The sequence below is a fragment of the Loktanella fryxellensis genome (genome assembly GCF_900110065.1).
Taxonomy (GTDB): Bacteria; Pseudomonadota; Alphaproteobacteria; order Rhodobacterales; family Rhodobacteraceae; genus Loktanella; species Loktanella fryxellensis.
Genome location: NZ_FOCI01000001.1, coordinates 211,702 through 224,549, shown reverse-complemented (window position 1 = coordinate 224,549; position 12,848 = coordinate 211,702). Strand labels below are relative to the sequence as shown.

The following is a 12,848-nucleotide window of genomic DNA, read 5'->3' as shown; positions in this document are numbered from 1 at the left end:
CGGCGCGGATGCGCTATATCCGGGGCATGTTGATTGAACTCGCACACTTCGCCCTCATCCTGGCCTTTGGCGTCGCCATCGCCCAGACCATCGTGCCGCTGGTCGGCGCCCACAAAGGCTGGCGGGGGTGGATGACCTTTGCCGAACCTGCGGCCAACAGCCAATTGATCCTCGTGGGGTTCAGCTTTGCCGTGCTGACGATGGCCTTCGTCACCTCGGACTTCAGCGTGTCGCTGGTCTATGCCAACAGCCACACGGACAAGCCGATGCTGTACAAGGTCAGCGGCGTGTGGGGCAACCACGAGGGGTCGATGCTGCTGTGGGTGCTGACGCTGGCACTGTTCGGCGCGTCCGCCGCGTGGTTCGGCGGCAACCTGCCCGCGACGCTGAAGGCGCGCGTGCTGGCGGTGCAGGCGAGCATTTCGGTCGCGTTCTATGCCTTCATCCTGTTCACCTCGAATCCTTTCGCACGGCTGGTCGATGCGCCGCTGAACGGGCGCGACCTAAACCCGTTGTTGCAGGATCCCGGCCTCGCGTTCCATCCTCCGTTTCTCTACCTCGGCTATGTCGGTCTGAGCATAACGTTCAGCTTTGCCGTCGCCGCCTTGATCGAGGGGCGCGTGGACGCCGCCTGGGGCCGCTGGGTCAGGCCCTGGACGCTGGCCGCGTGGATGTTCCTGACCGTTGGCATCGCACTGGGATCGTGGTGGGCGTATTACGAGCTGGGCTGGGGCGGCTTCTGGTTCTGGGACCCGGTGGAAAACGCCAGCTTCATGCCGTGGCTGATCGCCGCCGCCCTGCTGCATTCGGCCATCGTGGTGGAAAAGCGCGAGACGCTGAAAAGCTGGACAATCCTGCTGGCGATCCTCGCTTTCGGGTTTTCGTTGCTGGGTGCGTTCATTGTGCGGTCCGGCGTGCTCACCTCTGTCCACGCCTTTGCCAACGATCCGGAGCGGGGCGTCTACATCCTGCTGATCCTCGGCATTTTCCTTGGTGGGTCGCTGACGCTCTATGCCGCGCGTGCGGGTGTGATGCAGGCGCAGGGTGCGTTCGGCACCGTCAGCCGCGAAAGCGCGCTGGTGTTGAACAACATCCTGCTTGCCGTCAGCTGTTTCGTGGTCTTCATCGGTACGATCTGGCCACTGGTGGCGGAAATGGTGTTCGGACGCACGCTAAGCGTCGGTCCGCCGTTCTTCGACGCCGCCTTTACGCCGTTCATGGTGCTGCTGGCCATCGTGTTGCCGCTGGGGTCGCTGCTGGCGTGGAAGCGCGGCACCCTGACCCGCGCGCGCATGCCGCTGTTGGGGCTGGGCGTGCTGTCGTTCGCGATGGCGGGGCTGTTCTATGCGATCTATGCGGGACGGTCGATGGTCGGACCAGCGGGCGTGCTGCTGGGCGTCTGGGTCGTCGGCGGTGCCGTGGTGGACCTGTGGTTGCGGGCCGGGCGCGGCGGGCTGCCTGACCGTCTGGGCCGGATCACGCGCCTGCCGCGCGGCGACTGGGGAAAGACGGTGGCCCATGCGGGCATGGGCGTGACCATCTTCGGCGTTGCCGCCATGACCGCGTGGCAGCAGGAGGATATCCGCATCGTCCAGACCGGTGAGACGTTCGACGTGGGCGCCTATACCTTCACCCTCGACGCGGTCGAGGCGGTGGAGGGGCCGAACTATCAGTCCACCATGGCGACGGTGACGGCGGTGCGCGGCGACGGTGCGCCCATGATCCTGCAGCCGGAAAAGCGGTTCTATCCCGTGGCCCAGATGCCCACGACAGAGGCCGCGATCGACAACGGCATCCTGCGAGACGTCTACGTGGTGATCGGCGATCCGCAGGCGAACGGCGGCTATGCGATGCGCGTCTATATCAAGCCCTTCGCCAACTGGATCTGGGGCGGCGCGATCCTGATGGCCATCGGTGGCATCATATCCCTCACCGACCGGCGGTTGCGGTTCGCCGTCGGCGCGCGCGACCCGAAGCCCGACGCGAAGGCGGTGCCCGCGGAATGAAATGGCTGCTGCTGATCCTGACGCTGCTGGCGGCCCCCGCATGGGCCGTCCAACCGGACGAGATCCTGCCCGACGCGGCGCTGGAGGCGCGGGCGCGCGACATCTCGGAAGGGTTGCGGTGCCCGGTCTGCCAGAACGAGAGCATCGACGAATCGAACGCCCCGATCAGCCGCGACCTGCGCATCCTGCTGCGCGAACGGCTGGTGGCAGGCGACAGCGATCAGGAAGTGATCGATTTCCTCGTGGCGCGTTACGGCGAGTTCGTGTTGCTGGAACCGGACACGCGGGGGGCCAACCTAATCCTGTGGGCGGCCGCGCCCGTGCTGCTGCTGCTGGCGCTGATCGTCGGCTGGGTCACGATCCGCAGGCGTCCCCCGACCGAAGTCGCGCTGACCGAGGCGGAACAGCGCGATCTGGACCGCATCCTGCATCCCTGATCTGACGTACCGTTCCGCTTTATGACGGCGTGCCATCATCTATCCTGCGCCAAAGCGGCTGGGAGAGCGCACCATGGATTACACCGACATCACCGTGACGACCGCAGCGGACGTGGTCACGATCACCCTGAACCGTCCCGACAAGATGAACGCCATGAACTCCGGCATGCGGGCCGAGGTGACGCAGGCGTTCCGTGACGCCCCCGACATGGGCCGCGTCGTGGTTCTGACCGGGGCGGGCCGTGCGTTCTGTTCCGGGCAGGACCTGAACGACGGCAGCGCCACGCTGGATCTGGAAGCGACGCTGCGCGACGAATACGTGCCGATGCTGCAGGCGATCATCGACTGCCCGATTCCGACCATCGCCGCCGTGAACGGCCCTGCGGCGGGGGCGGGGGCGAACCTCGCCCTCGTGGCCGACGTGGTGATCGCGTCGTCGGATGCGTATTTCGTGCAGGCCTTCGCCCGGATCGGGCTGATCCCGGACGCGGGCGGCACGTGGTTCCTGCCGCGACAGGTGGGGCTGGCGCGGGCGATGGGGGCGGCGCTGTTCACGGACCAGATTTCGGCGGCACAGGCGCTGGACTGGGGCATGATCTACGAGGTGGCGGACGCCGCCACCTTCGCCGATCACTGGCAGGCCCGGGCACGGCATCTGGCGCAGGGCCCGACCGCCACCTACGGCCACATCAAGACGGCGCTGCGCGCCTCCTTCGACAACGATCTGACGCAGCAACTGGCGTTGGAGGCGCGGTTGCAGGGTGCCTGCGGACGCACCGATGACTTCCGCGAGGGGGTCACGGCCTTCATGCAGAAGCGCAAGGCGCAGTTCACCGGGCGTTGAGGGGCAGAGGCGCGGAACAAGCCCGGCCAGCCGGCGTTCGCCCTGCGACAGTTCACGTCGCAGGAGTTTCTCGATGACCACCGACCAGACCGACCCGTTGTTCGCACCCGCACGCATGGGTGCGATCGCCATGCAGAACCGCGTGCTGATGGCCCCGCTGACGCGCAACCGCGCGCAGGGCGACGGCGTACCAGGTGACCTTGCCGCGACCTACTATCGTCAACGCGCCACCGCCGGTGTGATCATCGCGGAAGCCACGCAGATCTCGCCCATGGGCAAGGGCTACCTCGACACGCCGGGCATCCACACCGAACAGCAGGCCCATGCGTGGAAGAAGATCGTGGATGGCGTCCACGCCGAGGGTGGCAAGATCATCCTGCAACTGTGGCACGTCGGTCGGATCAGCCACGTGTCGCTGCTGCCTGATGGCCGCAACCCCGTGTCCTCCACCGACCGCGCGGCGAAAAGCCAGACCTTCACCGCCAACGGGTTCGAAGATTGTTCCAAGCCCGATGCGCTGACCGAGGAACAGATCAAGGCGACCGTCGCCGACTACGCCGAGGCGGCGCGACTGGCGAAGGTCGCGGGCTTCGACGGGATCGAGGTCCATGCGGCGAACGGCTATCTGATTGACCAGTTCCTGCAGGACGGCGTGAACGATCGCACAGACGGCTATGGCGGCAGCACCGAGAACCGGATGCGGTTCCTGAAGGAAGTGTTGGACGCGGTGGCCGATCATTGGCCCGCCGACCGGACCGGCATCCGCCTGTCGCCGCTGGGTCAGGCCAGCGACATGTCCGACAGCGACCCGGAAGCGCATTTCGCCGAAATCTACAAGATGCTGAACGGCTACAACCTGGCCTATCTGCACGTCGTGGAGAGCTTTCCGGGAAGCAACGCGGACCCGAAGGGGGCCGATCTGCTGAAGCGCCTGCGCAAGCTTTATGACGGATTCTACATCGCCAACGGTGGCTACGACGCGGACAGCGCCGCCAAGGCGATCGCAGATGGCCATGCGGATGCGGTGTCGTTCGGGCGTGCGTTCATCGCCAACCCCGACCTGCCGCGCCGGTTCGCGGATGGCGCGGCGCTCAACGAAGGCGATCAGGACACGTTCTATGGTGGCGGGGCAGAGGGGTATACCGATTACCCGACGCTGGACGATGCCGAGGCCGCCTAAGTCCGACCCCTGAACGCAGAACGCCCCGCCGGATCGGCGGGGCGTTTTTCACGTCTGCGGTGTGCGGTCAGCGTTTTTCGATATCGACGTAGTCGCGTTCCGTCGCACCCATATAGAGCTGGCGGGGGCGACCGATCTTCAACTGCGGATCGGACAGCTGTTCCTGCCACTGGCTGACCCAACCGATGGTCCGCGACACGGCAAAGATCGGCGTGAACATGGCTGTGGGGAACCCCATCGCCTCGAGGATGATGCCCGAATAGAAGTCGACGTTCGGGAACAGCTTCTTCTCTGTGAAGTAGGGGTCGTCCAACGCGGCCTTCTCCAGCGCCTTGGCGACCTTCAGCACCTCGTTGTTCTCGATCCCCAGCAGGTTCAGCACCTCGTCGGCGGATTCCTTCATCACGGTCGCGCGGGGATCGAAGTTCTTGTAGACGCGGTGGCCGAAGCCCATCAGGCGGAACGGATCGTTCTTGTCCTTGGCCCGCGCGATGTATTCGGGAATGCGGTCCACGGTGCCGATTTCACGCAGCATTTCCAGACAGGCCTGATTGGCACCGCCGTGCGCGGGGCCCCACAGGCAGGCGATGCCGGCGGCGACGCAAGCGAAGGGGTTGGCCCCCGATGACGACGCCAGACGCACGGTCGAGGTCGATGCGTTCTGTTCGTGGTCCGCATGCAGGGTAAAGATGCGGTCCATCGCACGTGCGAGGATCGGATCGACGCGGTAGGTTTCCGACGGCACGCTGAAGCACATGTGCAGGAAGTTCGAGGCGTAATCCAGATCGTTGCGCGGATAGACGAACGGCTGGCCGACCGAATACTTGAACGCCATCGCGGCGATCGTCGGCATCTTGGCGATCAGGCGGAAGGCCGCGATTTCGCGCTGCTTTGCATCGTGGATGTCGGTGCTGTCATGATAGAACGCGGACATCGCGCCGACCACGCCGACCATGACGGCCATCGGGTGCGCATCGCGCCGGAAGCCCCGGAAGAAGTTCATCATCTGCTCGTGCAGCATCGTGTGATGCGTGACCAGGTATTCGAACTCTTCCAGTTGTTCGGCGTTCGGCAATTCGCCGTGCAACAGCAGGTAGCACACCTCGAGGTAGTGCGACTGTGCCGCCAGCTGGTCGATGGGATAGCCGCGGTGCAGCAATTCGCCCTTGTCGCCGTCGATGAAGGTGATGGTGCTGTCGGTGGACGCGGTCGAGGTGAAACCCGGATCGTAGGTGAACACGCCCGCCTGCGCATAGAGTTTGCGGATGTCGATGACGTCGGGGCCTGCGGTCGGCGTGAAGATCGGCAATTCGTAGGATTGCCCGTCGATGATCAGTGTCGCGGATTTCGTGGATTCGGCCATGTCAGTCCCTTTTGTCGGCGACCGCCCCGTCGGCGGCCTGCGTGTCGTCGAAGGTCCGCCAGACTTACACGGGTTGCGTAAAGGCGGCGTGACCTCAAGCTGCGAAGGCCCGGAGCCGCGACAGGGTTTCATCCCGTCCCAGCACCAGCATCATGTCAAAGACGCTGGGGGAAACCGACCGTCCTGCAAGGGCGGCGCGCAGCGGCCCGGCAAGCTTGCCCAATTTGGTGTCGTGGGCGGTCGCAAAGGTGGCAATCGCCTCCTCCAGTGCAGTGCGGTCCCACGTAACATTTTGCAGGTGCGGCGTCAATTCTGCGAAATATCGCTGCGCCACAGCATCGAGCTGTGCCGCCGATTTCTCGTCCGGCACGACGTGCCCTTCGATCAGGACGAAGTGAGCCTTTTCAATGATCTCGGGAAAGGTCTTTGCGCGGTCCTTCAGATGCGGCATGGCCCGCAGCATGCCGTCGCGCTGACGCGGGGTCAGGGCTGCAGCACCTGTGGCGGCCAGATACGCCTCCAGTTCCTGCAGCAGGGCCGCATCGTCGGTCATGGCGATGTGCTGGCCGCTGACATGCTCCAGCTTCTTGGTGTCGAAACGGGCGGGCGATTTGCCGATTCCCTCCAGATCGAACCAGTCGCGCGCCTGCGCGTCGGTGAACACCTCGTCGTCGCCATGGCTCCAGCCCAGTCGCGTCAGGTAGTTGCGCATGCCCGCCGCCGGATAACCCAGCGCCTGATATTCCGCCGCCGCGGTGGCACCGTGACGCTTGGACAGCTTCTTGCCGTCGGGGCCGAAGATCAGCGGGATATGCGCCAGCACGGGTTTCGCCCAGCCCATTGCGTCGTAGATCATGTTCTGGCGAAAGGCGTTCGACAAGTGGTCGTCCCCGCGGATCACGTGGGTGACGCCCATGTCGTGGTCGTCCACGACGACAGCAAGCATATAGACCGGCGTGCCGTCCGAGCGCAGCAGCACCATGTCGTCGAGCTGGTCGTTCGACCACGTCACATCGCCCTGCACCTCGTCATGCAGCGTGGTGGACCCGTCGCGCGGCGCCTTGATCCGCACCGCGAAGGGGGCGTCGGGATGGTCCGCCGGGGCCACGTCGCGCCAGGGCGAGCGGAACAGGGTCGAGCCCTTCTCGGCACGGGCCTTTTCACGGAACGCCTCGATCTCTTCGGGGGTGGAGAAGCATTTGAACGCGGTCCCGGCGGCCAGCATCTGCTGCGCCACGTCGGCGTGGCGCGCGGCGCGGGTGCCCTGATGCACGGGCTCTCCGTCCCAGTCGAGGCCGAGCCACCGCAGTCCGTCGAGGATCACCTGCGTATGCGCGGGGTCGGACCGGGCGGTGTCCGTATCCTCGATCCGCAAGAGGAACGTGCCGCCCTGACCGCGGGCATAAAGCCAGTTGAACAACGCCGTCCGTGCGCCGCCGATGTGCAGCGCACCCGTGGGCGAGGGGGCGAAGCGGGTCACGGGCGGGGTGGGGGTGGGTGTCGTCATGCTGGCGTTAACCTCTGGTTTACCACGCGTGGCGCAGGGTGGCGTGCGTGGTGTGGGGATAGGTAAAGCGGGGGGCGGACACAAGTGCAAGCGATCCTGTCCGGCGCCCTGCTGGCCCAGCGGGGCAGCCTGATCTGCTGGGTGCCGGTGGCGCTCGCATTGGGGATCGGCGGCTATTTCGCGCTGCTGTCCGAGCCGGGTGGAGCGGCGTTCGTGGCGTTGGCGGGGTTGGCCGTCGTCGTGGTGCTGGCCGCCCGCTGGATCGCGCTGCCGGTCAGACCGCTGTGGCTGGCCCTTGCCCTGATTGCCAGCGGCGCGGTGCTGGCCAAGATCGAGACGCAGGTCGCCGCCGATCCAGTGCTCGGTTTTCGCTATTATGGACCCATCGAGGGGCGTCTGGTGCACATCGACCGCTCGGCCAGCGAGGCGGTGCGCCTGACGCTGGACCGCGTGCGGCTGGACCGCGTGGCCCCCGACCGCACGCCGGGGCGCGTGCGCGTGTCGCTGCACGGCGATCAGCCGGGGGCCCCGTTCCTGCCCGGCCAGACGCTGATCCTGACCGGGCACCTGTCGCCGCCCGCGGGGCCGGCGGAACCCGGCGGCTTCGATTTCCGCCGCCATGCGTGGTTTCAAGGGCTGGGCGCCATCGGCTATACGCAAACCCCGGTCCTGTCGCTGGCGGCGCCCACGGGCGACTGGCGGCTGTGGGTATTCGACACCCGCATGGCGATTTCCGCCGCGATCCAGGCGCGCCTGCCGGGCGATGCGGGCGGGTTCGCCGCCGCCATCGCCATCGGCGACCGTTCTGGCATGAGCGTCGAGAGTCAGGAGGCGCTGCGGGCGTCGAACCTGTATCACATCGTGTCGATCTCTGGCCTGCATATGGGGATGCTGACGGGGTTCATCTTTGCCATCGTGCGGGTCGGTCTGTCGCTGTGGCCCGCCGTGGCCCTACGGCTGCCGGTCAAGAAGATCGCGGCGGTCGTGGCCTTGGCCGTCGGCGCGGTCTATCTGGCGCTGTCGGGCGGCGACGTGGCGACCGAGCGGTCCTACATCATGGTCGCTGTGCTGCTGATCGCGATCCTGCTGGACAGGCAGGCGCTATCGCTGCGGGGGCTGGCGGTGGCTGCGACCCTCGTTCTGATGCTGCAACCGCACGCCCTGACCGGGCCGGGGTTCCAGATGTCCTTCGCCGCCACCGCCGCGCTGATCGTGGCGTTCCGGGCAATGCGCGGCCGCAATCTGGGGCCACGCTGGCTGCGGCCCGCGGTGGCGCTGGTCGTCTCCTCGCTGGTGGCCGGGCTCGGCTCGGCACCTTTCGCGGCCCTGCATTTCAACCAGATTTCGCATTATGGTCTGATCGCCAACCTATTGGCGGTGCCGGTGATCGGCGCCGTGACGATGCCCGCGATGGTGGCGGCGGCGGTGCTGGCCCCGCTGGGTCTGGCGCCATTGGCGCTGTGGGTCGCGGGCCTTGGCCTGCGGTGGACGTTGTGGGTGGCCGCGACCGTCGCGGGTTGGGGCGGTGCCGTCAGCCACGTGCCGACGCCGGACCCCATCGTGCTGCCGCTGCTGGCGTTGGTGCTGGTCTGGCTGATCCTGTGGCAGGGCCGCGCGCGCTGGCTGGGCCTGCCGGGGCTGGCCGCTGTCGCGCTGATCTGGTCCACCAGCCCACGACCTGCCGTGCTGATCGCCGACAGCGGCGGATTGATCGGGGTTATGGGGTCCGACGGGCGCGCCCTGTCCGCGCCGAAGTCCGATGCCTTCATCGCAGGCGTCTGGCTGGAAAACGACGGCACGGCGGCAGATCAGGTCATCGCCGCCGCGCGCCGCGGCATCGTCGTTGACGGGCGGCAGGCTACGGCCGCACTTGGCCAATGGCGCATCCTGTTGGTGCGCGGCAAGGTCGAACTGGCGCAACTGCAAGGCTGCGCCGGGGCCGACATCCTGATCAGCAATGAACCGGACGCCGGACCGCGACCCTGCCGCGTCTTCGACGAAAGGACCCTGCGCGACACGGGTGCCGTGGCACTGGGACTGGATGCGGACGGCGGGCTGGTCGTCACGTCGGCGAATGCGGTGACGGGGATGCGGCCATGGACGGGCGCACCGCGCGCAAGAGCGTCACAGCCGCAAGGTCTGACGGCCGTCGTCGCCGCCTCAACGCAGAGCCGCTGACGCTGGACCCGCAGCGCTACCGTAAACCGCAGTCCATCAGGTGCACCGACGACACATCGCCCTGCAACGTTTCAATACGTGCGGATCAGTCCCACCAGCTTGCCCTGCACCTTGACCTGATCGTCGCGGTACACCCGCGTCTCATAGGCCGGGTTCGCCGCCTCCAGCGCGATCGAAGTGCCGACGCGGCGGAACCGTTTCAACGTGGCCTCCTGATCGTCGACCAGTGCCACGACGATGTCGCCGTTGTCGGCGCTGGTGGTTTCGCGGATCACGACCACGTCGCCGTCGTTGATCCCAGCCTCGATCATCGAATCGCCCCGCACCTCGAGGGCGTAGTGTTCGCCGCGTCCCAGCATCGATTGCGGCACGGCGACGGAATGCGACACTTCCGAAATGGCGGCGATCGGCACACCGGCGGCGATGCGTCCCATCACGTTCAATTCGACTGCGGCGATGCTGCTGACCGCCTGCGCGGCGGCGGGAATCCGGTCGGGGCGGTCGCCGTCGATCACCTTGGGCGCAAAGCCTGCGCGGGGGGCCTTGGGTGTGCCACCCATCATGGCACCACCCATCATCGCATCCGGCAGCTTCACGATTTCAAGCGCGCGCGCGCGGTGCGCCATGCGACGGATGAAACCACGTTCCTCCAGCGCCGTGATCAGGCGGTGGATGCCCGACTTCGACCGCAGATCAAGCGCCTCCTTCATTTCCTCGAACGAGGGGGAGACACCATCGCGCTGCACGCGGGTATGTATGAAGTTCAGAAGATCGAGTTGCTTCTTGGTCAACATGGCTGGCCCCGCTGGCAGAGATCGGAAAAGGTGTAGTCATGGATGTTCTACACCTGTTCCCGTTTTGTGTCAAAGCCTAGATCGCCACCACCTGCAACTGATCGCCCGCCGCCCGCGCCGCATCGCCGACCGGTCGCACCGCCAGCGCGTTGGCCTGCGCCAGCACGGTCAGCAGCGACGAATCCTGCCGGTCGGCAACGGTCAGGTGGTCGCCGTCCAGATGCGCCCGCATGTAGTGTTCGCGCGGCCCGTTGGCGGGCAGCGCGTGGGTCAGCGTGGCCCATGTGCGCGGCGTGGGGGCATCGCCCAGCCCCAACATCCGCCGCAGCACCGGCAACACGAAGACATGGCCGCAAACCATTGCGGCCACAGGGTTCCCCGGCAGGCCGATCATCGCCGCAGCGCCCATGCGGCCTGCCATGAGCGGCTTGCCGGGACGCATCGCGACCTTGTAGAACGCGCGGTCCAGTCCCTTGTCCGCCGCCGCCGCCGCGACCAGATCGTGGTCGCCAACGGACGCACCGCCGATGGTCAGGATCAGGTCGGTACCCGCCGCCAGATCGAAAGCCAGCGACAGGCTTTCGCGGGTGTCACGCGCGATGGGCAGCAGGCGCGGCACGGCACCAGCCTGTGCGATCAGCGCGGCAAGGCCGTGGCTGTTCGATGCGATGATCTGGTCGGGGCCGGGGACCTCGCCCGGTTGCACAAGCTCGTCCCCCGTGGCGATGATCGCCACGGTGGGGCGGCACATGACGGGCACGGTCGCCACGTTCATCGCGGCCAGAAGGGCGATGTCGCCGGGCCGCAGGATACGGGGGGCGGACAGTGTCATACCTTCAGAGAAGTCGGCGCCGACGGGGCGGACGTGCAGGCTGTCGTCCAGCGCATCGTGCAGGCGGATGCTGTCGCCGGTGCGGTCCACATCCTCCTGGATCACGACGCGGTCGGTGCCGGGCGGCAGCGGTGCGCCGGTAAAGATGCGCACGGCCTGACCCGGCCCCACGGCGCCGTCGAACATGTGGCCCGCCGCGGAGGCGCCGGTCACGTGGAAGGTGGCACCGGGCGCGGCAGCCGCACCCGCCACCGCATAGCCGTCCATGGCGGAGGCGGCGAAGGGCGGTTGACTGCGCCGCGCCACGACAGCCTGCGCCAGAACGCGGCCATGGGCGCGGCCCAGCGGCACATCCTCGACCCCCAGTGGCTGCACGAGGGCGAGCAGCTTTTGCAGGGCGTCTTCGACGCTGATCATGCGCTGTAGCGGCCCGACTTGCCGCCGTCCTTCAGCGTCACGCGGATGCCGCCGATGACCATGTCCTTCTGTACCGCCTTGACCATGTCGTGCACGGTCAGGGCGGCGATGCTGACGGCGGTCAGCGCCTCCATCTCGACTCCTGTCTGGCCGGTGGTCTTGACGGTGGCGGTGATGCGGACGCCGGGCAGCGTGTCATCCGGCGTCAGATCCACTGCGACCTTGGTGATCGGCAGCGGGTGGCACAGGGGGATCAGGTCGGCGCAGCGTTTCGCACCCATGATCCCCGCCAGCCGTGCTGTGCCCAGCACGTCGCCCTTGGCGGCGCGGCCTTGTGTAATCAATGCAAGGGTTTGCGCGGTCATCGTGATGTGACCTTCGGCCACCGCCACGCGGGACGTCACCGCCTTGTCCGACACATCGACCATGTGCGCATGGCCTTGGTCGTCGAAGTGCGACAGCGGCATCCGTCAGAACCCCGCGGCGGTCAGCGGGCTGGCCAGCAGGTCGCGGGTCGCCTGCGCCACGTCCGCCTGCCGCATTAGGCTTTCGCCGATCAGGAAACACCGCGCGCCGTAGCGGGCGAGGTCGGCGAGGTCTGCGGGGCCGGTCAGACCGCTTTCGCTGACGATGGTCTTGTCGGCCGGCACATGCTTGGACAGGGTCCGCGTCACGTCGAGGCTGACGTCGAAGCTGCGCAGGTCGCGGTTGTTGATCCCCAGCAAGGGGGCCGCCAGCAGCGCCGCCCGGTCCAGCTCACTGCGGTCATGCACCTCGATCAGCACGTCCATGCCCCACTGGGTCGCCGCCGCCTCCAGCTCCTGCGCCTGCGCGTCGCTGACGCTGGCCATGATGATGAGGATCGCGTCCGCGCCCCAGGCGCGGGCCTGTACCACCTGATAGGTGTCGTACATGAAATCCTTGCGCAGCACCGGCAGGTCGCAGGCGGCGCGGGCCTGTATCAGGGCCTCTGGGCTGCCCTGGAACGACGGGGTGTCGGTCAGCACCGACAGGCAGGCGGCACCACCCGCCGCATAGGCGGCGGCGAGGGCAGCGGGGTCGAAGTCGGAGCGGATCAGACCCTTGGACGGGCTGGCCTTCTTCACCTCGGCGATCAGGCCGTAGCCGTCGCGTGCCGCCGCCTGCACGGCGCGGGCAAAGCCGCGTGGCGGCGTGGCGTCGCGGGCCTGCTGTTCCAGCGTGGCCAGCGGCACGGCGTCCTTGGCGGCGGTGATCTCCTCCAGCTTGTAGGTCTTGATCGTGTCGAGGATGGTCGCGCTCATGTCGGGC

Annotated in this window: 11 protein-coding genes; 5 read left to right on the top strand and 6 right to left on the bottom strand. The window is 67.1% G+C overall.

What is annotated here, in order from left to right; all coding sequences use genetic code 11:
- Positions 1–26 precede the first annotated feature (26 nt).
- The 4 genes from BMX16_RS01090 to BMX16_RS01075 all read left to right on the top strand — a co-directional run bounded on the left by BMX16_RS01090 (position 27) and on the right by BMX16_RS01075 (position 4,467).
- A complete protein-coding gene (locus BMX16_RS01090) occupies positions 27–2,006 on the top strand; it encodes a heme lyase CcmF/NrfE family subunit (protein WP_089898301.1) in 1,980 nt (659 codons plus the stop codon).
- Positions 2,003–2,443: a cytochrome c-type biogenesis protein gene (locus tag BMX16_RS01085; RefSeq protein WP_089897803.1), complete on the top strand. Its 441-nt coding sequence runs from the start codon at positions 2,003–2,005 to the stop codon at positions 2,441–2,443. The genes BMX16_RS01090 and BMX16_RS01085 overlap by 4 nt, the downstream gene beginning before the upstream one ends.
- 73 nt (positions 2,444–2,516) lie before the next feature.
- Positions 2,517–3,287: an enoyl-CoA hydratase-related protein gene (locus BMX16_RS01080; protein ID WP_089897801.1), complete on the top strand. Its 771-nt coding sequence runs from the start codon at positions 2,517–2,519 to the stop codon at positions 3,285–3,287.
- A gap of 73 nt (positions 3,288–3,360) precedes the next feature.
- On the top strand, positions 3,361–4,467 hold the full coding sequence (locus BMX16_RS01075; protein ID WP_089897799.1) for an alkene reductase: 1,107 nt from the start codon (positions 3,361–3,363) through the stop codon (positions 4,465–4,467).
- A gap of 67 nt (positions 4,468–4,534) precedes the next feature.
- Here the strand turns inward: BMX16_RS01075 and BMX16_RS01070 are convergent, their stop codons facing one another.
- Complete coding sequence (locus BMX16_RS01070) at positions 4,535–5,830, bottom strand: citrate synthase (protein WP_089897797.1); 1,296 nt, start codon at positions 5,828–5,830, stop codon at positions 4,535–4,537.
- 94 nt (positions 5,831–5,924) lie between these two features.
- Positions 5,925–7,337, bottom strand: a complete 1,413-nt coding sequence (gltX, locus tag BMX16_RS01065) for a glutamate--tRNA ligase (protein WP_089897795.1) — start codon at positions 7,335–7,337, stop codon at positions 5,925–5,927.
- Between the two features lie 84 nt (positions 7,338–7,421).
- Between gltX and BMX16_RS01060 the strand changes: the two genes are divergently transcribed.
- Positions 7,422–9,515 (top strand): ComEC/Rec2 family competence protein, encoded by a 2,094-nt coding sequence (locus tag BMX16_RS01060; protein ID WP_342707790.1) that lies wholly within the window; start codon positions 7,422–7,424, stop codon positions 9,513–9,515.
- 71 nt (positions 9,516–9,586) lie between these two features.
- Here the strand turns inward: BMX16_RS01060 and lexA are convergent, their stop codons facing one another.
- From lexA to trpC, 4 genes are all read right to left on the bottom strand, one after another.
- The gene (gene lexA / locus BMX16_RS01055) at positions 9,587–10,309 is read right to left on the bottom strand and encodes a transcriptional repressor LexA (protein WP_089897793.1); all 723 of its coding nucleotides are present in this window, start codon (positions 10,307–10,309) and stop codon (positions 9,587–9,589) included.
- A 76-nt stretch (positions 10,310–10,385) separates the two neighbouring features.
- Entirely contained in the window at positions 10,386–11,558 is a 1,173-nt protein-coding gene (locus tag BMX16_RS01050; protein WP_089897791.1) for a molybdopterin molybdotransferase MoeA, read from the bottom strand.
- The gene (moaC, locus tag BMX16_RS01045) at positions 11,555–12,025 is read right to left on the bottom strand and encodes a cyclic pyranopterin monophosphate synthase MoaC (RefSeq protein ID WP_089897789.1); all 471 of its coding nucleotides are present in this window, start codon (positions 12,023–12,025) and stop codon (positions 11,555–11,557) included. Before moaC ends, BMX16_RS01050 begins: the two co-directional genes overlap by 4 nt.
- Positions 12,026–12,028: 3 nt before the next feature.
- Positions 12,029–12,841, bottom strand: coding sequence for an indole-3-glycerol phosphate synthase TrpC (gene trpC, locus BMX16_RS01040; RefSeq protein WP_089897787.1), 813 nt, complete (start codon positions 12,839–12,841; stop codon positions 12,029–12,031).
- Between the last annotated feature and the right edge of the window lie 7 nt (positions 12,842–12,848).